Raw genomic sequence first — 22,477 nt, 5'->3', positions numbered from 1 at the left:
AATGATTATAGATAAGAAACAATCAGTGAAAAGGCCCTTCCGGCTCTTCAAACAACAAATCTTCCATCTGGGCATAGGCATTTTCTTTTCCTGGTACATTAAACAGCACCATCAACACTACCCATTTCATGTCCTCTAGACAAAATTCTTTTGAGTCAATCTCCATCACGCGATCAATCACCATTTCTCGGGTAGATGAATCCAGCACATTAATTTGTTCGAGGAACATTAAGAAACCGCGACACTCGACATCCAAGCGCATCTCTTCGTCTTGCGTGTAAACACGAGTAACAAAAGAATTAAGCCCTTTAGCTAAATAAGGTTTAATATCAGTCTCTTGTAATGCTGCCAGTTTTTCTAACCAAGAAAGCGCTTTATAAATTTCGTCGTGATGAAAGCCAGCTCGTACAAGCTCATCTGTCAACTCGTCTTGATCGACTCGTATTTCAGTTTCGCTATGAATAAGGTTTTCAAATAAATACATTAGGATATCGAACATGTTATTTTCTCCCCAATTTAATGTAACCGCCGGGAACACCGATAACTAAACCGCGCAATTCATATTCTAATAATTGTGACATCACATCTGCTACTTTTATACCGCTTCGCTGAGCTACTATATCTAATGGCGTTATTTCAAAATCTACACTAGCTAACAATTTGTCTGATGCCAAGCTCTGTGACATGTTTTTTTCTGATTCATCTACTTTTTTGCTCGGAGCAGGTAAAATAAGTTGTGTGAATTCTTCATTAATATCTTCTATACACGTTACCAACTTTGCCCCCTGTTGAATCAAATGATGACATCCTGCAGACATGGGGTTGTGAATATTTCCCGGAAGCGCAAATACCTCTCGGTTTTGCTCTAAAGCGTATCTTGCAGTAATTAACGATCCACTCTTTATTGCAGCTTCAATGATAAGAGTGCCAATAGACAAACCACTGATAATGCGGTTTCGTCTTGGAAAGTATTCTGGTCGTCCGGGCGAGTTGGGTGCAAACTCAGAAATAATCACACCATTGTTCTGTAGAATTTTATCCGCTAACTTTATATGACGCCTAGGATACATTTTATCAATAGCAGTACCCAAAACAGCTATAGTTGTACAGCCTCCTAGCAGAGCCCCTTGATGTGACATTCCGTCAATGCCATGGGCTAAGCCACTAGTAATTGTCCAACCACATTCGCTTAAACGGCTAGCAAAAAACTTAGCGTTTTCCTTGCCCTGTGGACTTGGTGCTCTACTTCCTACTATTGCGATTTGATAGTTGTTTAAGTGCTTGGGATCGCCATAACCGTATATCAGTGGTGGGGGACTAGAAATTTGCTTGAGTAGGCTTGGGTAACTAGGATGATCGAAGTGAAGTAAAAAACGGTTATGCGCTTTATTAAGCCACCGCAAACTAACGTCTAAAATACTCATGTTAGGATGCAGTATTACTTCAATTTGCTTGTGATTAAACCCCACTTCCACTAGAGAATTTTTTGATAGAGTAAATAACTCAGGTAGCCCAACAGCGCACTTTTGCTTTAACTTTTTCAAGCTAGAGACCGAGAAATTTGGAACCTGAGTCAACTTCAACCAATTTTTCAACTCACGACTATTTAAATCAACATCCAGTTGCATAATTTGTTCCCTAGATAGTTAGCTTCAGCTAGGACTAGGGTCTTGCTACTATCATTCCCCTTTTTATGACTTTAGCTGATTTAGTAATAAGTGCATAACTTGCTGTATCAAAAGCTTTAAATACTACAACCTCTCCAATCTTTAAAGCTGGCTGAGTAATTTCATCCCCCTTTTTAAAAGCGTTAAGGTTTATGTCTGTTTCGCCTTCATATTTGGGTTCTTTTCCATCAATTATTTTTGGCCCTTGACTGTATATGCCCATTATAGTTCCAGCAGAAACTTGATCCGAACCAATATCTAGCACCACCACATTATATTTACCCAATAAGTTATGTTGCTCTAAGTCATGAATAATATAGCCAGTTTGGTTTTCTGCGGCAATAAGCAAAATTTCATCTAGTTCGTTTGTGACTGCAGGAATGATTTTATCACCTCGCTTAACCTCTAGTTTTGCTTGTAATATTTTAATGAGTTTTTGCTTGCCTACATCAGCATTCATTAACTTAGCTCTAGCTAAATGGCGTATTTGTAAACCGATAAAATTGCCATCCATGTCATAGAGCTCATTTTGCATTCTAACAATGTTCACATTCTCTTTACTGCGACGGGAGGCTTTTCCAAGCACTAGATTATCAGTGGCAAAACGAACAGCTCCCTCTTTATCTCCCAGAATATATGGATAACGATCATAAGCTTCCTTAGACATAATCATCTCATTTTCTATATAGGGTTTGATGACTGACCATGGCAATGCAGCTATAGCTTCTGGAGTTTTAAAGGATTTGGAACCTTCAGGAGAAAGCTTTATTAAAGGCTTTAATGGTTCTCTCACCACTTCAAGAACAATTTCACCTTTTTGATTCTTAGCCAAGCGTAACTTGTCACCGGGATAGATAAGATGAGGATTAGTAATATGTATATTGGTGCGCCAAAGCTGAGGCCATTGCCAAGGCTTATCCAAATACATATTGGATATATCCCACAAAGTATCTCCTTTTTTTACTACATAAACTTCAGGAGCGGTATTTTTCACTAAAACGCTGTCTGCGAAGCTATATAATGGCAAGAGCACCAACAGCATTAGCAACCTTATTAATTTTTTGCTCATCATTCTTATACACACCTTGATGCAGTGACTATTATGTTTTGGATCTATTTAAGCTAGAATAGCCAGGTAGAAACGTATTAAATAGTCAATTCTATTTGATCGTATACTATATAATACACACCAATAGTAACTCTCTCACTGTAGCGTAAAGTTACTATTGGTTACATTAGTTCCTGAGTCCGTAATTCATTATAGTTGAATAATACAATGGCAATATTAGATGTATTGCGCTTTCCTGATGAGAGATTGCGCACAGTAGCAAAAAAAATACAAAAAGTTGATAAATCCATTACTGCTCTTATTAGCGACATGTTCGATACTATGCGTGAAGAAAATGGTATCGGTTTGGCAGCAACACAAGTTGATGTGCATAAGCGTTTAGTGGTCATGGATGTGTCAGAAAATCAAGATGCCCCTATGGTTTTTATTAACCCTGACATTACCCACAAAGAAGGTAAAATCATCAGTGAAGAAGGCTGTTTATCAGTCCCCAATAATTATGCGCAGGTCGAAAGAGCAGAAAAAATTACGGTTTCTGCTCTTGATAAAACGGGTGAACCTTTCACATTAGATGCAGATGGCTTACTAGCAATTTGTATTCAACATGAATTAGATCATCTAAAGGGCAAATTATTTGTGGATTATTTATCCCCACTCAAACGCCAGAGAATTAAAACCAAGTTAGAAAAAGAAGCCAGACTTGCGACAAGAAACTAAGACACAATTGAATAACCCGTTAAGGATAGTATTTGCTGGAACGCCTGAGTTTGCCGCATTACATTTACAGGCATTAATAGACTCTGAACATGATGTTATTGCGGTTTACAGTCAACCAGACCGCCCAGCTGGTCGTGGAAAAAAACTGCAGGCAAGTCCAGTAAAACAATTGGCCGTTGAATATTCAATCCCAGTTTATCAACCTCAATCATTGAAAACTGCAGACTCACAACTAGCCTTATCTGCATTACAGGCAGATATCATGGTAGTGGTAGCTTATGGATTGATTCTTCCAGCATCAATATTAAACACGCCCAAATTAGGTTGCCTCAACGTTCACGGTTCCTTATTACCAAAATGGCGAGGAGCAGCCCCTATTCAGCGCTCAATTTGGGCAGGTGACAAAGAGACAGGTGTAACGATTATGCAAATGGATGAAGGCTTGGATACCGGTTCTATGCTGTTCAAGCAGTCACTCACTATTACCAAAAAAGATACCAGTGCCAGTTTGTATCAAAAGCTATCAGAAATTGGACCTAAAGCTTTGCTTGAGACCTTGTCCACACTTGCTGAAATACAACCTCAGATCCAAAATGATGATTTCGCTAGTTATGCCAAAAAATTATCAAAAGAAGAGGCCAAAATGGACTGGAATTTATCTGCAGAACAACTTGAAAAAAATATTCGTGCATTTAATCCATGGCCAGTCGCTTTTTTCAACATTAATGACTTTAATATAAAAGTGTATTCGTCAGATGTTGTTAAAAACGAAAACCCTGACACGCCTGCAGGACAAATTGTTAAGTCAGATAAAACAGGTATCTTAGTGACAACTGGTAATGAATGTTTATTGCTAACCAGATTGCAACTTCCCGGCAAAAAACCAATGGCAGTAGCGGATGTCCTTAATGGAAGAGCTGATTGGTTTGCGGTAGGTGTTTCGCTAATATGAAATATTTTTTATGAAGAGCAAGTCAAAAGGTAACCATTTCAATTTACGTGCTGATGCCGCCAAGGTGTTGCATCAAATATTAGAAGAAGGTCAATCTGCAAGGGAATGTTTGCCTCTTGCTCAATTACCCCACAAAGAACAAGACAAAGCATGGTTGCAAGAGATGGTTTATGGCGTTTTACGTAATTTACCTATTTTACAGTTTTGGCTTAGGCAACTACTCGATAAGCCATTAAAAAACCGCTTCAAAATTGTTGAGCAATTGATCATGTTGGGGTTTTATCAATTAGCCTTTAGTCGTGTCAGTCAGCATGCAGCAGTGTCTGAAACAGTAGCTGCATGTCAGCCTCTGAATACTCTAGCGATGAAAGGTCTAGTCAATGCTATCCTGCGTACATTTTTAAGAGATGAAATGTCTCAACAGGGAACACCCAATAAACAAATAGCGTCAGGATTGCCTAAATGGTTATACAAAAAACTTGAAGCTGAATATAAAGATGTGTTTATTGATTTATCTACCAATATGCAATTAAAGGCTCCAATTTGGCTCAGAGTTAATACTCGCAAGATTTCTCATGCACAATTTGCTGAAGAGCTAAAAAAAGCAAGTATCGAATTTACTGATCCTATCGGACATCCAGAAGCTTTTATATTGTTAAAGGGTTATGACGTAACTAGCTTGCCCGGTTTTGATTCAGGGTGGTTTGCTGTACAAGATGGAGCTGCACAACTTGCAGCCCATTACCTTAAGCCTGAACAAGGTGAATCAATATTAGATTGTTGTGCTGCACCAGGTGGTAAAATTTGTCATATAATTGAATTAGAACCGAATATTTCTAAAACAGTTGCTTTAGAAATAGATGAAAAACGCGCTCTAAAAATCAAAGAAAATTTAGTTAGGTTAGGGCATGACGCAGATATTGTAGTGGGTGACGCAAGCATGCCAGAAAAATGGTGGGATGGGCGATTGTTCGACCGAGTGCTACTCGATGCACCGTGCTCTGCCACTGGTATTATCCGCCGACACCCTGACATAAAATGGCTGCGTAAGGCCAAGGATATTGATGTACTTGTGAACCTACAAAAGCAAATATTAGATGCTATATGGCCACTCATTAAACCTGGCGGGACTATGCTTTATGTTACTTGTTCTATTTTACCCGAAGAAAACCATCTACAAATACGTGACTTTTTATCAAGAACAGATAACGCATTGATAGATAAAACTTTTTATAACGATTCTGTGGACAGTCCGGGTAAACAGATTTTACCCGGAGATCAACAAATGGATGGTTTCTATTATGCGCGACTGCTAAAGTCTCCAAAATAATAAGGTTTACATACCACTAATGAAAATAATTATTCTTGGTGCTGGCCAAGTTGGCGCCACTTTAGCTGAAAATTTAGTCGGTGAAAAAAATGAAATCACCGTCATCGATTCAGATCCAGAGACTCTAAGGCATCTTCAAGATAGATTAGATTTACAAGTTGTAGCGGGTATGGGCTCGCATCCAGATGTGCTAAAAAAAGCAGGAGCAGAAGATGCTGACATGCTAATTGCTGTAACCAACAGCGATGAAAGTAACATGATGGCTTGTCAGGTTGCTTATAGCTTATTCAAAACGCCAACAAAAATTGCCCGTGTTCGCTCTGAACAATACATCATCTATCAAGAACAGCTGTTTAAGCATCAAGACGTACCTGTCGATCATCTTATTGCCCCAGAACAACTTGTTACAAAGGCCATAAAACGCCTGATAGATTATCCAGGTGCATTACAAGTGGTTGAATTTGCCGATGGCAAAGCTAGCTTAGTAGCGATTAAAGCTTATTATGGTGGCTTATTGGTAGGCCATGCACTGTCCACCTTAAAAGAGCATATCCCTAATGTTGAAACGCGTGTAGCTGCTATATACCGAAGAGGTAAACCGATTCGTCCGCTTGGGACAACTATTATTGAAGCTGATGATGAAGTGTTTTTTATCGCAGCTACAAAACATATTCGCACGGTTATGAGTGAACTACAAAAACTCGAGTCAAGTTACAAGCGTATTATGATCGCAGGAGGCGGCCTAATTGGTGCTGGACTAGCAAAGTTACTCGAACACAATCACAATGTGAAATTAATTGAATTTAACCATGAAAGGGCTAAGTATCTCTCTGCACATTTAGATAAAACAATCGTATTTGCTGGTGATGCCTCAGATCATGAGTTATTAACCGAAGAAAATGTCGAACAAGTTGACGCTTTTATCGCCGTCACCAACGATGACGAAGCCAACATTATGTCAGCGATGTTAGCGAAAAAGCTTGGCGCACAAAAAGCTATGGTCCTGATACAACGAGGAGCCTATGTTGATTTAGTTCAAGGTGGTGATATTGATATAGCGTTCTCTCCACAGCAGGCCACCATCTCAGCGCTTCTCACTCATATAAGACGAGGAGATATAGTGAACGTATACTCACTAAGAAGAGGAGCAGCAGAAGCCATTGAAGCTATTGCACATGGTGATCGAAACACATCCAAGGTAGTTGGACGAGAAATCCGTGAAATAAACCTTCCTCCAGGCACCACCATAGGTGCCATAGTCCGTAGTGAAGAAGTCATCATTGCTCACGGAGACACAAAGATTGAAGCCAACGACCACGTTATACTTTTTTTAGTGGATAAGAAATTTGTAAGTCACGTAGAGAAATTATTTCAGCCCAGTGCGTTATTTTTTGGCTAAATATGAATTTAGTCTTTGCTCTTATAACTTTACAAAACCACAAAAAATCTTATAAAGTTAAAGCAATTGGTACAAGAGCATAACCTTCCAAGGCTGTGAATATCGATTATCAAGCAAATCAGTGGTAATGGTTACTCTCCGGTCGATAACCCTGCATATGTTCAATGTAGTATGAATGTATTTGTCCGAAATTCAGATAAAACCCTAACATTATTTACTAGTCACTATTTATAGAGTGGCTTTGAAGGTGTCTCTACTGGTGCTGCAATTAGTTATGCAACAGGAAGATATACCGAACTCAAGTCATCACGGCTGTTGATAAAGCCAATATAGAGCTCGAAGAGGCCCAACTTCTTATGTCTAGTAAAACTAGCCTTCGCTATGGCGTCTTTTTTCTAACCAATTAAAATGTATTTAATGACAATATTGGTCTGTATACATTTCTTGATCTTCGATCTATGTATAAATTATTAACTCCTCCAAAAAGTAGGTGAAAATAGCACTAACAATGAAAATACTTCTAACCGACCAAAAAGCATTGCTATTATTAACAACCATTTACCACTATCAGACACATCAGCGTAGGTAGCAGCCACAGATCCTAATCCTGGACCTAAGTTATTAAGTGTTGCCGCAGTTGCGCTAAAAGCCGTCACGTCATCCATCCCAGTAGCGATCAGTCCAACCATAATAATCACAAAAATCATCGCATAGGCTGAAAAGAAACCCCAGACAGCTTCGACAACTCTGTCTGGTAAGGCTCTTTCACCTAATTTTACAGAGTAAACCGCTTTGGGATGGATTAACCGGTCGACTTCTCTTTTACCTTGTAAATATAGTAAAAAAACTCGAATAACTTTTAAGCCTCCTCCAGTCGAGCCTGCACATCCACCAATAAAGCTTGAGAAAATTAGCATGATAGGCAAAAACACAGGCCAGTTAGAGAAATCTGTAGTGGTAAAACCCGCGGTTGTACTAATAGATACAGATTGAATCAAGGCTTGGTCAAAAGCTATTCCCGCATCGGCAAACCAACTGAATTGAAGTAACACAATAAAACAAATCAGCACCAAACTAATTTGAATGATAAAAAATGCTTTTAGCTCAGGATCATGAAAATACCCCTTTAAAGAGCGCCCACTAGCCGCAGCGTAATGCAGAGCAAAGTTCAATGCCGCAATCCATAGAAATACCACACAAACTATATTCACACCAACACTGTTAAATTGACCTAAACTTGCATCGTAGTTACTAAACCCACCAATAGCGATAGTCGAAAATGCATGACAAATAGCATCAAACAAGTTCATACCTACAACCCAAAACGCAGCAGCACAAACGGTTGTAAGAGATAAATAAATGTACCAGAGATGCTTGGCTGTATCAGCTATTCTAGGTGTCATTTTAGAATCTTTCACTGGGCCCGGGGTTTCTGCCCTGTATAACTGCATTCCACCCACACCTAATATTGGTAAAATTGCCACAGCGAGAACAATAATTCCCATCCCCCCCAACCACTGGAGTTGCTGACGGTAGAACTGAATTGCTTTAGGCAAATAGTCGATGCCTTCAATAACAGTCGCACCCGTTGTTGTTAGACCAGAAAAAGATTCAAAAAAAGCATCTGTCGTAGACATCTGGGGCTGCTCTAATAGCAAAAATGGCAATGCACCGAAACTTGCTAGAACTGTCCAGAACAACACCACAATTAGAAATCCTTCCTTAGCTCTTAAATCATTTCTATAAATTCTATTGGGATACCAAATGGCTAACCCTGTAAATAAACATAAAAGAAATGCTAATAGAAATGGGAGGCCGCTACCATCTGCATATATGACCGACACTATTGCTGGAGGGATCATAGTGACACTGAATAAAGCAACAAGAAGTCCTAATATCCGAATAATAGTTCGATATTGCATGGTTCAGCTTTGACCCAGAATATAAATGCCAACTAATACACCTGGCAAGTTTAGAGATAAAAAGTTTAATTCTAAGTAAGTCATTGGATTAACTAATTTTCTTGTAATTATTGTTTACTAAAAACCAAAACAAAAGTCTAATTCAAGAAATCTGACTTTTTAATTATGCTCACGTCTTTCAATTAATAAGATAACAGAAAGTTCGTTGCCATCGAAAATATTTCGACAAAAGCGAACAACTATTCTTATTTAATTGAAACAAAGACATAAAATTGAATCTACAAACTTAAACCCACATCAAATTATGCTTCAATTATTGAAATTGCAAGCCTACAGATTAGGTAAATCAAGGCTTATAATTACTTATTAACATTTAACTATAAATGTTAATAAAATAATTTAAAAATTTTCTTTTCTAGTGCTTAACATCTGTGTATCTTCTAAGAAGGTTTTGATTTAAACGAGTCAATCAAAAAATCTTATCCACAAAACAAGCATCATGAAAAACTTCTTTATTAAGTTTTTATTTCTCTGTAAATACATGTTTATTAAAGATTTTTCAATACCCCCAAGTATTTAAATTTAGTAACAAATGAATTATCTATTACATTATCTACATAGTTACCCACAGATTTTCTTTTAAATAAAGATAAATGCCTCCACTTATACATTCTCGCAAATTTACAATATTCTAAAATAAAATATGGGCACCTATTATGGCATCTGAAACAAAACCTCTTTTTAACCCTCTAATATTAGTAGATGGCTCATCTTATTTATTTAGAGCTTACCATGTACCTTATTTGCAAGCGTTATCTACGTCTTATGGACAATCCACAGGTGCGATTACGGGTGTGTTGAACATGATAAAGAGCTTACAAAAAGACTACCCAAGCGGAAATATAGTGGTGGTGTTTGATGCCAAAGGGAAAACCTTTCGAAACGATATGTATTCTGAGTATAAAGCTAACCGCCCGGCTATGCCTGAGGACCTGAGAACACAAATTGCACCTTTACATGAAATTATCGAAGCAATGGGACTACCTTTATTAGTCATTGAGGGTGTCGAAGCGGATGATGTAATTGGCACGCTAGCTAATCAAGCGTCTGAACTCAAAATGGAAACAGTCATTTCTACCGGCGATAAAGATATGGCACAACTTGTTACGGCACATGTTCGATTAATCAATACAATGACCAATGTCGAAATGGACGAAGCGGGCGTGAAAGAAAAGTTCGCTGTTAGACCCGACCAAATCATCGATTACTTAGCTCTAATGGGTGACAAAGTGGACAATATTCCAGGTGTCGACAAATGTGGACCTAAAACAGCGGCTAAATGGCTAGCTGAACATGGCACACTTGAGCAAGTCATGGCCAATGCCGACAATGTAAAAGGAAAAGTGGGCGAACATTTACGAAATGCTCTGAGTCATCTACCTTTGTCCTATGAATTAGCCACGATTAAATTGGACGTAGAACTGCCCGAAAATGTGCAAGACATTAAACCAAAAGAAGTGAATTTTGATAAATTAATTGCTTTGAGTAATCAGTTTGAATTAAAACGTTTGTTGACAGAGACCCAACAAAAAGTAAAACAAACTGCTACCACCAAAAGTATCGATCCAAAAGAGTTAGACGAACACACTTCTGAATCAAGGAATTATCACACCATCCTTACCCAAGCTGATTTTGATATTTGGTTAGACAAACTCAAAGCAGCTGATTTGTTTGCCTTCGATACCGAAACGACTAGCTTAAATTATATGGATGCAGAATTGGTAGGCGTATCATTTTCTATTTCAGCAGGCGAGGCGGCTTACTTACCTGTTGCTCATGATTATTTGGATGCACCAGACCAATTAGACAGAGCCCACGTGTTAGCCTCTCTTAAATCACTTCTAGAAGACCCTGCAATTAAAAAAGTGGGACAACACCTTAAATACGATAAAAATGTGCTGGCTAACTACGACATTAATTTACAGGGTATAGCATTCGATACAATGCTTGAATCATATGTGCTGAATAGTGTAGCCACCCGCCATGATATGGATAGTTTGTCGGAAACATATCTCGGTCAATCAACTATTCACTTTGAAGATATTGCTGGAAAAGGTGTCAAACAAATAACGTTTAATCAAATTCCACTGGATAAAGCAGCACCTTATGCAGCCGAAGATGCAGATATAACCTTACGTTTGCATAAGGTTATTTGGCAAAAACTTAGGGAAGAAAAAGACTTAGTAGATGTATTTAAAGAAATAGAGCTACCTTTGTCACCCGTTTTAGCAAAAATGGAACAATTTGGTGTGCTCATAGATAGCCAAAAACTTGCACAACAAAGCCAAGACTTAGCGGTGCGTATTTTAGAGTTAGAAAAAGAAGTACATGAACTAGCCGGCGAAGAGTTTAATTTAAGCTCACCGAAACAATTACAGGAAATCCTCTACAAAAAAATGGATTTACCCGTTCTAAAGAAAACCCCAAAAGGCGCACCGTCAACGGCTGAAGAGGTTTTACAGGAATTGGCCATCAATTACCCATTACCGAAATTGTTGATGGAATACCGAGGGTTGAGTAAATTAAAAAATACATATACGGATAAACTTCCAAAGATGATAAATGCTCGAACAGGCAGGTTACACACATCTTATCATCAAGCAATTACGGCAACAGGTAGATTGTCATCTACAGAACCCAATCTACAAAATATCCCTATTCGAACTGAAGAAGGACGCCGAGTTAGACAAGCATTCATAGCCAGAGAGGGTTATAAAATTGTTGCCGCTGATTATTCACAAATCGAACTGCGGATTATGGCACATTTATCAAGTGACAAGGGCTTACTGAATGCTTTTGCGACTGGACAAGATATTCATACTGCAACAGCTTCAGAAGTATTTGATACCCCACTAAAAGAGGTTAGTATTGAACAACGTAGAAATGCGAAAGCTATTAACTTTGGTTTAATCTACGGTATGTCAGCATTTGGTTTATCCAAACAACTAAATATATCGCGTTTTGATGCACAAAAATATATGGACCTGTATTTTGAACGTTATCCATCAGTATTAACCTACATGGAAGACACCCGTCAGGTTGCTAAAGAAAAAGGTTATGTTTCGACAGTTTATGGTAGGCGTTTATACTTACCCGAAATTAACGCCAGTAATGGCATGCGCAGAAAAAGTGCAGAGCGGGCGGCGATAAATGCACCTATGCAAGGAACCGCAGCTGACATCATAAAAAAAGCTATGTTAGCTGTTGATGACTGGATTGAAACGTTACCTATTGATGATGTGCGTATGATTATGCAAGTACATGACGAACTGGTTTTTGAAATAAAAGAGCATAAGTTAATCGAATATAAAAACAAAATCATTTTGTTAATGGAGCAAGCTGTGCAGCTTGATGTTCCCCTAATCGTCGAAGCAGGTGTTGGAGAAAACTGGGATGAAGCCCATTAAGCTTATTCATCGTTCGATTGAGCGCTTGTACAACTAAACAAACTTTGCTTATGGGTATTTTTTAAAAAACCTTTGAATGTAGGGTACAGAAATAAGTTATTTTTAACTTCTGCTTAAACCTCGGCTAATGCCGAGGTTTTTTTGTCCAAAATTATTATTAAAATAGCATAAAATAATGCTGTTTATCATTTGCTTTTTACGTGTTTTTTTTCTTGGCCTTAATAATTTATTTAGGTTTTCTTATGTATTAAGTAATCTTATCTTCAAAGCCATACCAACCATCTAACTTTGACTGCAAATTATCGAGTCCAATGCCGTTCAGGGACGAAAAAACATCAACGGTTACATCCCCGCAAAAAGCCAATGCAGCTTCTCGAGCCATCATTAACTGATTTTTACGCTTACCAGATTTAAATTTATCTGCTTTAGTAAGAAGCGCAAGTACAGGTAAATCTGCAGCTACTGCCCAATGTATTAAGTCTTGGTCTAAATCTTTAAATGGATGACGAATATCCATCAATACCACTAATCCTTTTATGCTCTCCCTTTTTTGTAAATACTCGCCCAAAGATTTTTGCCATTTCTTTTTTATGGCTATAGGTACTTTTGCATATCCATAGCCCGGTAGGTCTATTAACCGCCGATTTTCATCTAACTTAAATACATTTATTAACTGAGTCCGCCCCGGCGTTTTACTGGTCCGTGCCAGGCCTTTTTGCCGAGTTAATTTGTTTAATGCGCTAGACTTTCCAGCATTTGAACGACCGGCAAAGGCAATTTCTATACCTTCATCTGTTCCTAGGTGCGAAATATCAGGGGCGCTGATACTAAATTTGGCTTGACTATAATGACTCACACATACTCCTGAAAACGCTACGAAACTGTTTTTATATTAATAAAAAACATTATATCAGGGAAAAAGGGAATCACAGTGCTCTTTAAAATCAGATAAAAACACAACTTATTAAATGATTTTATTTTACTGTTGGCGTAAATGTGTAAAATACGCAGTTAATTATTTAAGAATAGGCAGTTAATCAAATGCTTAATGAGATAAAAATGAAAAATATAAGTGTCCTAGTCTGTTTGTTTATCGGCTTTAATATTAATGCAGCTGAACAGGGCAATGCTGAAAACGGTAAGGCAAGGTCTATTACTTGCAGCGCGTGCCATGGCGTAGATGGAAATAGTGCAATACCGATGAACCCAAAACTTGCTGGGCAACATGAGCAGTATTTAGTTAAACAATTAACAGAATTTAAACTAGCCAGCAAAACAGGCGGAAAAGATGGCCGAAATAATGCCATAATGAACGGCATGTCAGCAGTGTTATCAGAACAAGATATACGTGACATAGCAGCATATTACTCAAGTCAAGAGGCAGTACCTGGCGAAACTACTCAAGATGCTGTCGAACAGGGTAACAGACTATATATTGGCGGGGATCTAGAACGAGGTATTACGGCATGTATTGCTTGTCACGGGCCTAAAGGAAACGGGACGAGCCTTTCTGGTTTTCCAGATATTAGTGGCCAACATTCAGTCTATATAGCTGCTCAACTAAAATCCTTTCGCTCAGGCGGAAGAGCCAATTCATTAAATGGCATGATGGCTGACATTGCTAAAAGAATGACTGACGAAGATATTGAAGTGATATCAAGTTACGTTTCTGGACTTCACTAACAAAGTGAGCCCGCACCTAAAAACCATGTTGTTACTATTAGTTGTATTTTACATTAGATAAATAGTTCACTTATTTTATAGCTAAATTGTAAATAAGTTGTAAATTTTTGTTAATCCTGTATTCTCCTTAACAAATAAAAAAAACAGGGAATTACAAGTAAATTACTTGTCAGGGAAGTAGCAACACAGCATAAGTTGTCTTGCAATTTAATTGCCTCGATGGTGAGGCATGGATGAAATATAAAGTATCAGGATGATCGATAACAATAAAATAATCTTCGAAAAAATTAATAATAAGTGAAGATAAAATGGATATTTGTTGTTCAGGATGGACAGTTATTGGGAGAAGTGTCTGGCGACACTCTGTTCTACAAGAAAGCGATAGTTTGGCTATCGCTTTTTTTCTGTCAAAAATTTACTATTAATGTGTAATATCATCAATTGAGTTTTATTCTCCGGACATAATTTAATTCCCTCAAAATAATCAATAATAAAACTCAACAAAATTTAGCATCCAGATAAAACATTCAGTCTCGATGCTCAATGAAAGTTCAACACGGCCCAATAAACTAAGGTAGAATCATTCCCATTATTAAGCCCTACACAGGTAATTTATGGCTAGGCAAAAAAAATCACGTAAAGTTGGCAAAATTGGCATTTCTAAAACAGCTTCAAACGTGCGTAAGCCAACTGAAAAACGCGTCAAAAAACATCTTGGGAAACCTGCAGGAACACGTAACAACGAAGCCCTAACAGTTAATCAAGAGCGCAAAAAGTTCAATAAAGATCCAAGGCATGGAAGTAAAAAACCTGTTAGCTTAATTGCTGAAACTAAAGAACAAAGTTTAGCAGTGAAAAAGGTTACATACTTTTCTCCAACTCAGGAGCTTGCATCAATCGAACAAGACCCACGATTAGCTGCCCTTTTGGATAAGATTGATCTTGGCAAAAAGATAGCCAGAGAAGACCAGCACTATGTGGATCAAACATTAGCAAGACACAAAGTATTATGCGTAATGCTTGGAATTACTGAAGAGCCTGAAAAACCAATTAAATCATCTGAGCAACAAACAGATCTTTATTCACAGTTTGAATCTATAGATATTGATGATTATACAGATTAACGAATAGATTTATGAATATAGCACCCTATCTTGTTGCGCTATTTATCGTTGCTGCTCTTGCTTTTTATGCTGGTTGCCTAATATTTAAGCTCAGAACACAACAGAAACTACGCAAGCAAAAAACACAACAAAGAATCGACAAGATTTTTCAAAGTATTCAAACCATTGCTAAAGCCTTGGAACAGCAGCAATGCAACTTATCAGAGGGCTGTATTAGACTATATCATCTCCTAGAAGCTTTACCTGTTAAAAATAAACCTGATTTGTCACAGCAATTCATAGGGCTATATTCGCTCTATGATCAAGTGAAAGACTTTCCGACTCATGACGTAAGAAAAGCACAAAGTAAAATAGAAACAAAAAAGCAAGACTTGCAAAGAGAAGAAATAGAAGCACAGATGGAGTCACAAATACTCAACGACGTCTCAGAGTTAAAGACTTTGATGGTTAATCCATTTTTAAAATGATGAGTCCTTATAACCTAGCAACTGAAGAAGTTCTGTCATAACAAAAGCAGTCAGTTGTATGATCATTTAGCATACCGACAGCTTGCATAAAGGCATAACAAATCGTTGTGCCTACAAATGAAAATCCTTCCTCCTTAAGGGCTTTTGCCATATTATCTGATTGAGCAGTTGAAGTTGGCACATCATCTTTTGAAGGCCAAGTATTGATTATTGTTTTTCCTTCAACGAACTCCCAAATGTAATCACTAAAAGTTATACCTGTCGCCTCTATACGCAAATATGCCTTAGCGTTTTTTATAATGGAATGGACTTTCAAACGGTTTCGAACTATCCCTGCATTTTGCATCAACCGTTCCACATCCTCTTCAGTAAAAGTTGATATCTTTACTGGGTCAAAATTAAAAAAAGCGGTTTCATAATGTGCCTGTTTCTTCAATATTGTGATCCAGCTTAGTCCAGCTTGTTGACCATCTAGGCAGAGCTTTGCAAACAGCTCTTGGCTATCTAGGACCGCTCTTCCCCATACATTGTCATGATATTCTTGATAGCACTCATCTTTACTTACCCAACTACAGCGTTTTTTTACCATTAAAAGTCAACTTCCTCGTCTAAATGCCTTTTAAATAGCCTTTAAGCCTACATAGAGACAACGACAAAAGGTATACTTTCTATAATTTTTTTAATTTAATTATCTAGCAGGCCGTATGGTAGAGGAAATGCAAGAGCATATGCAAAAGTTTGATTGTAAGACATTTCAAGGACTAATTTTAGCGCTTCAAGATTATTGGGCGCGTCAAGGGTGTGTGATTATTCAACCCCTAGATATGGAAGTGGGGGCTGGCACATTTCATCCTATGACTTTCCTTAGATCGATAGGTCCGGAGCCAATCAGTAGTGCTTATGTACAACCTTGTCGGCGTCCTACAGATGGAAGGTATGGTGAAAACCCTAACCGTCTTCAACAGTACTATCAGTTTCAGGTCATGCTTAAGCCCTCACCTGACAATATCCAAGAGTTGTATTTAGGCTCCTTAAGAGAACTAGGCTTTGATTTACTAGTACATGACGTTAGGTTTGTTGAAGATAATTGGGAATCGCCTACTTTAGGCGCTTGGGGTTTAGGTTGGGAAGTTTGGCTGAATGGTATGGAAGTTACGCAATTCACCTACTTTCAACAAGTAGGTGGTATCGAATGTTCACCGGTTACAGGCGAGATAACTTATGGGCTAGAACGCCTGGCAATGTATATCCAAGGTGTAGATAGTATATACGACCTAGTGTGGACAAATGGGCCAATGGGCACAGTCACATATGGTGATGTATTTCACCAAAACGAAGTTGAACAATCAGCTTATAACTTTGAATACGCTGATGTAGCTGCTTTATTTGCGACTTTTGAACAATGCGAAAAAGACAGTGAAAAACTGATTTTGGCACGTTTACCATTACCTGCCTATGAACAAGTAATGAAGGCTTCACACGCTTTCAATCTTTTAGATGCTAGACATGCTATTTCTGTAACAGAGCGCCAACGTTATATTTTGAGAGTAAGAACGCTTTCTAAGGCCTGTGCAAAAGTCTATTACGAAGCACGCGAAGCACTTGGCTTTCCAATGTGTAACAAGGAGAAGTAGCCATGCGAATAGATAATCTATTAATTGAAATTGGAACAGAAGAATTACCCCCAAAATCGTTAGCCAAACTGGCTACAGCTTTTAGAGACATTATTCAGATTGAATTTTCTGACTATGACCTAACATACAGCCGCGTTAAGTGGTATGCCTCGCCCAGACGGCTTGCTCTAATAATTGAGGGATTAGCTGAATTTCAAGCTGACAAAAATGTAGAAAAACGTGGGCCAGCTATTACGTCTGCATTTGATCAGGATGGCGAACCCACTAGAGCTGCGCATGGATGGGCACGCTCTAATGGTATTGAAGTCAAACAAGCTGATCGATTAAAGACAGACAAAGGCGAATGGCTGTTATTTAAAGCCCAAGTGAAAGGACTAGCAATTAACCAACTCCTACCAGACTTGGTTGAAAAGGCATTGAAGGCACTGCCTATTGCTAAACCTATGCGTTGGGGTTCGAAACTTACACAATTTATTCGACCAATACATACTGTAACCATGTTGTATGGCACAGACCTTATACGAGGCAAGGTGTTAGATGTTAGCTCGAAACGTTTGATAAATGGTCACAGATTCCATTGTAACGCTGCTTTTGAACTTGACTGTGCAGACAACTACCTTACTCAACTTGAACAACACTTTGTTATAGCAGATCACAGTCGTCGTAAGTCAATCATCTTGGAACAGATTCAAAGCTTAGCAAAACAAGAAAAAGCTACAGCTGACGTTAATGTAGAGTTGTTAGATGAAGTTACATCACTGGTTGAGTGGCCTGTTGCTCTAATCGCTAATTTTGAAGAGTCTTTTTTAGCTGTGCCTAAAGAAGCGCTTATCTATACAATGAAAGACGACCAAAAGTACTTTCCTTTACTAGATGGATCTGGCCAATTAAAGTCTAGATTCATCTTTATCTCCAACATCGAAAGTAAAGATCCTGGAACAATCATAAGCGGCAACGAGAAAGTTATTCGACCCAGGTTAGCAGACGCAGAGTTTTTCTTTAATACCGATAAAAAACAGACTTTAGAATCACGTCGAGATAGTTTAAAAACGATAATATTTCAGAAACAATTAGGCACACTTTTTGAGAAATCTGAACGTATCGCAACAATGGCGAAACATATTGCTGTCATTTTAGGTACCGATTATGAAAGTGCTTACAGAGCAGGTTTATTATGTAAAACAGACCTAATGACTAATATGGTTATGGAGTTTCCCGATGTTCAGGGCATAATGGGCATGCATTATGCCAGATTAGATGGTGAAACAGAGCTTGTAGCGTTAGCACAAAATGAACAATATATGCCTCGATTTGCAGGTGACAATTTACCAACTTCTGAAGTCAGTGTATGTGTTGCCCTTGCAGACAAGATAGACTCTTTAGTTGGTATCTTCGGTATAGGTCAAACTCCTAAAGGTGATAAAGATCCCTTTGCCTTACGTCGAGCTTCTATAGGTGTTTTACGTATAATTGTTGACAAGGCTTTACCTCTAGACTTAGTTAATTTAGTGGACGCATCAATTGCCACGTTTGGTGACAAGATAAAAACAGAAAATTTACAAGTAAAAGTCATTGATTTTATTTTGGCAAGGTTTAAAGCTTGGTACGCAGAACAAGGTATTCCAGCAGGAGTAGTACAAGCGGTTGCAGTTAATCGCCCTACTCGCCCCGCCGATTTTGCTGCAAGAGTCGAAGCGGTTAAATCCTTCAACTCCTTGGATTCATCAGATGCCCTAGCAGCAGCAAATAAACGTGTTGCAAATATATTGGCCAAGAACGTTTTTATAAATGAATTACCATTTAATCAGGGGTTACTGCATGAACCAGCTGAAATTAACTTAGCAACCTGCCTAGCGTCTGTAGAATTACGAATACAACCCATGCTTGAACTGTCTGATTATACTAATGCATTGGTTGTGTTGGCTGAACTTAGACAACCCATTGATGCGTTTTTCGAAAATGTTATGGTTATGGCAGATGATGAATCAGTTAGACGTAACAGGTTAATCATGTTATCAAGACTTAGAGGTTTATTTCTGTGCTGTGCAGACATTTCAGTACTAAATTAATTCAGCACAAACACAGTTTATAATTCACTGCTTAGGATGTTAAACCAATATGAAAAAAATAGGTTTTTTATCTGTTGCCATTATTGCCAGCTTACTCAGCGGCTGTGCAACAAATGTTATTGATAACTTTATCAAAGAACAAAACTACGATGGGCTCTATCTTAGAGGTGTTTTTTCTTGGTGGGAAGCAGACGAAAAATATAAGCTAGTAGAGTTGTCTGAGCAAGTGTATTCAACCACTATTGAGTTGATAGCTGATGGGCAGCCCTATGATTTTAAATTTGCCGACTCCAACTGGTCACCTGGAATGAATTGCGGTTATGCCAGTGCGGCAGATAAATTGATTGTTGTTGGTACAGCAGTAAGGGCTAATTGTGAGTCAACTGATGAAAATTTTCGATTTACTCCAATGGAAACAGGTTCATTCAAATTCACAATTAATTTTAGCGTATTTGGTGCACCCAAAGTATCTATAAACGCTGTAACCAATTGATTTAATTAAAAAAATATAAAGGCCGCTTTGTAGCGGCCTTTTGTTTATTTTCTTAGACTAAACGTCCAAGTTGGCCACTTTAAGAGCGTTTTCTTCAATAAATGCCCTTCTGGGTTCAACTTGATCACCCATTAGTGTAGTGAACAGTTGATCTGCACCAACAGCATCTTCGATGGTCACTTGTAGCATTCTCCGCGAGGCAGGATCCATTGTGGTTTCCCAAAGCTGGCTCGGATTCATCTCTCCCAACCCTTTATAACGCTGGATATATTGCCCACGTTTAGACTCAGCCATTAACCAGTCTAATGCATCCACAAATGATGAAACTGACTTTACTTTATCATTACGCTTCACAAAACCACCAGTTTCAATTATGCCGTTTATTGACAAATTAAGGGCTTTCAGACGTTTATATTCGTTAGAGTCAATAAACTCATGATCGATTCGATACTCAGTGTCTATACCGTGCTTTCGAATAATAATAGTAACAAACCAGTTATTTCTTTCAGTGTTATGACGTACATCAAACGAATATGTCGCACCATCTATTTCATCAAATGTAAGCCCTTTTGTAAATTCAGCAGCAAAATTTGTTAGTCTTTTCTCATCATTTACATCATCGGAATCAAGCGTAAGACTGTAAACTAATTTATTTAGTATTACTTCTGGCATTAAACGACTGATTCGAGTAATCATTGACACGGTTTCTTGATATTGTTTAACCAAGGTTTCCAATGCAACACCTGTAATAGCAGGGGCATCTTCATTCACATGAAGTGAGGCATTATCTAAGGCTATAGAAGTAAGATACTTAGTTAAAGAATCATCGTCTTTAAGGTATTGTTCCTGTTTTCCTTTTTTGGTTTTATAAAGAGGAGGTTGGGCAATATAGATATAACCACGCTCAATAATCTCAGGCATCTGTCTATAAAAAAAGGTCAACAGTAAGGTTCGAATATGAGAGCCGTCTACATCAGCATCCGTCATAATAATGATTCGATGGTAGCGTAACTTCTCAGGGTTATATTCGTCTCTACCAATACCACAACCTAGAGCAGTAATAAGAGTTGCAACCTCTTGTGAAGATAGCATTTTATCAAAGCGAGCCTTTTCAACGTTTAGGATTTTACCTTTTAATGGCAATATGGCTTGGTTCTTACGATTACGGCCTTGCTTAGCTGAACCGCCAGCAGAGTCTCCTTCCACTATATATAATTCTGAAAGTGCAGGATCTTTCTCTTGGCAATCAGCTAATTTCCCAGGTAAACCAGCTAAATCTAAGCGCCCCTTTTCTGCGTGTCATCTCGCGGGCTTTTCTTGCTGCGTCTCTAGCTCTTGCAGCATCGATAATCTTACCTACAATTATTTTACTTTCAGCAGGGTTTTCCAATAAGAAATTCTTGAAGCTTTTCACCCATGGTCTGTTTCTACAGCTGGTCTTACTTCTGAAGACACTAACTTATCTTTTGTTTGTGAGGAAAACTTAGGGTCGGGCACTTTTACTGAAATAATTGCAGTTAATCCTTCTCTGGCATCATCACCACTTGTACGTTGTTTTAGCTTTCTTCGTAAGTCCTTCTTTGTCCATATAGTTAGTTCAAAGTTCGGGTCAATGCACCCCTGAAACCTGCTAAATGGCTGCCACCGTCTTTTTGTGGGATGTTATTGGTAAAACAAAAAACATTTTCTTGGTAACTATCATTCCATTGCATCGCAACTTCAACAGAAATTCCATCATCACGTGTGAATCAAAATAAAATATCTTTTGATGTACAGGGGTTTTATTCCTATTTAGGTATTCTATAAAAGCTGTATTCCACCTTCATATTCAAATTTATCAGCTTACCATCACGCTCATCCTCAAGGATGATACAGACGCCTGAGTTCAAGAAAGACAATTCACGTAGTTTTTTAGCTAAATATCGTAGTGAAACTCAACCTCCGTAAAGGTATCATCACTTGGCCAAAAACGTAAACTTGTTCCAGTCGCTTCTGATTCGCCTATAATAGATAAAGGTTGCTTGTGGCTCACCATGTTGGTATTCTTGCTCGATAAAGCTTTCCCCCACGACGAACTTGCAGCATCAGCTTCTTCGATAGAGCATTAACAACAGAAACACCTACACCATGCAAACCACCAGATACCTTATAAGAATTATCATCGAATTTTCCACCTGCATGTAACACAGTCATGATGACTTCAGCAGCTGATACCCCCTCTTCTTCATGAATTTCTGTAGGAATACCACGACCATCATCTTTAACAGAAACTGAACCATCAGATGTGAATCTTTACATTGATACCTGAACAATGTCCCGCAAGGCCTCATCGATAGAGTTATCTACCACTTCAAAAACCATGTGGTGTAAACCGGTACCATCATCGGTATCACCGATATACATACCGGGCCTTTTTCTAACGGCATCAAGTCCTTTTAGGACTTTAATACTTGACGAATCATAAACATTTTCTTCTGCCATTTG

General features: G+C 38.3%; 22 protein-coding genes and 1 pseudogene. 11 read left to right on the top strand and 12 right to left on the bottom strand.

The window, feature by feature from the left end; all coding sequences use genetic code 11:
* Window positions 1–22: 22 nt before the first annotated feature.
* From Q0Y52_RS05950 to Q0Y52_RS05940, 3 genes are read right to left on the bottom strand one after another with little or no spacing between them, the layout of a single operon-like run.
* A complete protein-coding gene (locus Q0Y52_RS05950; RefSeq protein WP_297819284.1) occupies window positions 23–499 on the bottom strand; it encodes a DUF494 family protein in 477 nt (158 codons plus the stop codon).
* Window position 500: 1 nt separating this feature from the next.
* Window positions 501–1,628 (bottom strand): DNA-processing protein DprA, encoded by a 1,128-nt coding sequence (dprA, locus tag Q0Y52_RS05945; RefSeq protein ID WP_297819281.1) that lies wholly within the window; start codon window positions 1,626–1,628, stop codon window positions 501–503.
* A 34-nt stretch (window positions 1,629–1,662) separates the two neighbouring features.
* Window positions 1,663–2,739: a LysM peptidoglycan-binding domain-containing protein gene (locus Q0Y52_RS05940; RefSeq protein WP_297819278.1), complete on the bottom strand. Its 1,077-nt coding sequence runs from the start codon at window positions 2,737–2,739 to the stop codon at window positions 1,663–1,665.
* 204 nt (window positions 2,740–2,943) lie between these two features.
* Here Q0Y52_RS05940 and def point away from each other — a divergent pair, with 204 nt between their 5' ends.
* From def to trkA, 4 genes are read left to right on the top strand one after another with little or no spacing between them, the layout of a single operon-like run.
* Window positions 2,944–3,453 (top strand): peptide deformylase, encoded by a 510-nt coding sequence (def, locus tag Q0Y52_RS05935; protein ID WP_297819275.1) that lies wholly within the window; start codon window positions 2,944–2,946, stop codon window positions 3,451–3,453.
* Between the two features lie 7 nt (window positions 3,454–3,460).
* Complete coding sequence (gene fmt / locus Q0Y52_RS05930; protein ID WP_297819272.1) at window positions 3,461–4,405, top strand: methionyl-tRNA formyltransferase; 945 nt, start codon at window positions 3,461–3,463, stop codon at window positions 4,403–4,405.
* A 10-nt stretch (window positions 4,406–4,415) separates the two neighbouring features.
* Window positions 4,416–5,735, top strand: coding sequence for a 16S rRNA (cytosine(967)-C(5))-methyltransferase RsmB (rsmB, locus tag Q0Y52_RS05925; RefSeq protein WP_297819269.1), 1,320 nt, complete (start codon window positions 4,416–4,418; stop codon window positions 5,733–5,735).
* 19 nt (window positions 5,736–5,754) lie between these two features.
* A complete protein-coding gene (gene trkA, locus Q0Y52_RS05920) occupies window positions 5,755–7,134 on the top strand; it encodes a Trk system potassium transporter TrkA (RefSeq protein WP_297819266.1) in 1,380 nt (459 codons plus the stop codon).
* Window positions 7,135–7,604: 470 nt separating this feature from the next.
* Here trkA and Q0Y52_RS05915 read toward each other — a convergent pair whose 3' ends face one another.
* Window positions 7,605–9,056, bottom strand: coding sequence for a TrkH family potassium uptake protein (locus Q0Y52_RS05915; protein ID WP_297819263.1), 1,452 nt, complete (start codon window positions 9,054–9,056; stop codon window positions 7,605–7,607).
* 716 nt (window positions 9,057–9,772) lie between these two features.
* On the opposite strand from Q0Y52_RS05915, the gene polA reads away from it, so the two are divergent.
* Window positions 9,773–12,523: a DNA polymerase I gene (gene polA, locus Q0Y52_RS05910; RefSeq protein WP_297819261.1), complete on the top strand. Its 2,751-nt coding sequence runs from the start codon at window positions 9,773–9,775 to the stop codon at window positions 12,521–12,523.
* Between the two features lie 247 nt (window positions 12,524–12,770).
* Here the strand turns inward: polA and yihA are convergent, their stop codons facing one another.
* Complete coding sequence (yihA, locus tag Q0Y52_RS05905; protein WP_297819258.1) at window positions 12,771–13,379, bottom strand: ribosome biogenesis GTP-binding protein YihA/YsxC; 609 nt, start codon at window positions 13,377–13,379, stop codon at window positions 12,771–12,773.
* Window positions 13,380–13,582: 203 nt separating this feature from the next.
* Between yihA and Q0Y52_RS05900 the strand changes: the two genes are divergently transcribed.
* From Q0Y52_RS05900 to Q0Y52_RS05890, 3 genes are all read left to right on the top strand, one after another.
* Window positions 13,583–14,206, top strand: a complete 624-nt coding sequence (locus tag Q0Y52_RS05900; RefSeq protein WP_297819255.1) for a c-type cytochrome — start codon at window positions 13,583–13,585, stop codon at window positions 14,204–14,206.
* Between the two features lie 614 nt (window positions 14,207–14,820).
* Window positions 14,821–15,330 carry a Der GTPase-activating protein YihI gene (yihI, locus tag Q0Y52_RS05895; RefSeq protein ID WP_297819252.1) on the top strand — a complete coding sequence of 170 codons (510 nt, stop codon included), beginning with the start codon at window positions 14,821–14,823 and terminating at the stop codon, window positions 15,328–15,330.
* Between the two features lie 11 nt (window positions 15,331–15,341).
* Entirely contained in the window at window positions 15,342–15,797 is a 456-nt protein-coding gene (locus Q0Y52_RS05890) for a DUF2489 domain-containing protein (protein ID WP_297819249.1), read from the top strand.
* Between the two features lie 7 nt (window positions 15,798–15,804).
* Here the strand turns inward: Q0Y52_RS05890 and Q0Y52_RS05885 are convergent, their stop codons facing one another.
* Entirely contained in the window at window positions 15,805–16,386 is a 582-nt protein-coding gene (locus Q0Y52_RS05885) for a DNA-3-methyladenine glycosylase I (protein WP_297819247.1), read from the bottom strand.
* 139 nt (window positions 16,387–16,525) lie between these two features.
* Here Q0Y52_RS05885 and glyQ point away from each other — a divergent pair, with 139 nt between their 5' ends.
* From glyQ to Q0Y52_RS05870, 3 genes are read left to right on the top strand one after another with little or no spacing between them, the layout of a single operon-like run.
* Window positions 16,526–17,431, top strand: a complete 906-nt coding sequence (glyQ, locus tag Q0Y52_RS05880; protein ID WP_297819244.1) for a glycine--tRNA ligase subunit alpha — start codon at window positions 16,526–16,528, stop codon at window positions 17,429–17,431.
* Window positions 17,432–17,433: 2 nt separating this feature from the next.
* Window positions 17,434–19,500 (top strand): glycine--tRNA ligase subunit beta, encoded by a 2,067-nt coding sequence (gene glyS / locus Q0Y52_RS05875; protein ID WP_297819241.1) that lies wholly within the window; start codon window positions 17,434–17,436, stop codon window positions 19,498–19,500.
* A gap of 49 nt (window positions 19,501–19,549) precedes the next feature.
* On the top strand, window positions 19,550–19,993 hold the full coding sequence (locus Q0Y52_RS05870) for a hypothetical protein (protein WP_297819238.1): 444 nt from the start codon (window positions 19,550–19,552) through the stop codon (window positions 19,991–19,993).
* A 57-nt stretch (window positions 19,994–20,050) separates the two neighbouring features.
* Here the strand turns inward: Q0Y52_RS05870 and Q0Y52_RS05865 are convergent, their stop codons facing one another.
* The 6 genes and pseudogenes from Q0Y52_RS05865 to Q0Y52_RS05840 all read right to left on the bottom strand — a co-directional run bounded on the left by Q0Y52_RS05865 (window position 20,051) and on the right by Q0Y52_RS05840 (window position 22,474).
* Window positions 20,051–21,199, bottom strand: a complete 1,149-nt coding sequence (locus Q0Y52_RS05865) for a toprim domain-containing protein (RefSeq protein ID WP_297819235.1) — start codon at window positions 21,197–21,199, stop codon at window positions 20,051–20,053.
* Between the two features lie 40 nt (window positions 21,200–21,239).
* Window positions 21,240–21,383, bottom strand: a complete 144-nt coding sequence (locus tag Q0Y52_RS05860; protein ID WP_297819233.1) for a hypothetical protein — start codon at window positions 21,381–21,383, stop codon at window positions 21,240–21,242.
* A 20-nt stretch (window positions 21,384–21,403) separates the two neighbouring features.
* Entirely contained in the window at window positions 21,404–21,583 is a 180-nt protein-coding gene (locus tag Q0Y52_RS05855; protein WP_297819348.1) for a hypothetical protein, read from the bottom strand.
* A 2-nt stretch (window positions 21,584–21,585) separates the two neighbouring features.
* Window positions 21,586–21,705 carry a hypothetical protein gene (locus Q0Y52_RS05850; RefSeq protein WP_297819230.1) on the bottom strand — a complete coding sequence of 40 codons (120 nt, stop codon included), beginning with the start codon at window positions 21,703–21,705 and terminating at the stop codon, window positions 21,586–21,588.
* A gap of 316 nt (window positions 21,706–22,021) precedes the next feature.
* Window positions 22,022–22,261, bottom strand: a pseudogene (locus tag Q0Y52_RS05845) (ATP-binding protein); the annotation flags it as partial.
* Window positions 22,262–22,285: 24 nt separating this feature from the next.
* A complete protein-coding gene (locus Q0Y52_RS05840) occupies window positions 22,286–22,474 on the bottom strand; it encodes a hypothetical protein (RefSeq protein WP_297819227.1) in 189 nt (62 codons plus the stop codon).
* Window positions 22,475–22,477: the final 3 nt, after the last annotated feature.

It is taken from the genome of uncultured Paraglaciecola sp. (assembly GCF_943787955.1).
In the GTDB taxonomy this organism is placed as follows: Bacteria; Pseudomonadota; Gammaproteobacteria; order Enterobacterales; family Alteromonadaceae; genus Paraglaciecola.
This window is presented reverse-complemented; position numbering and strand designations above follow the sequence as displayed.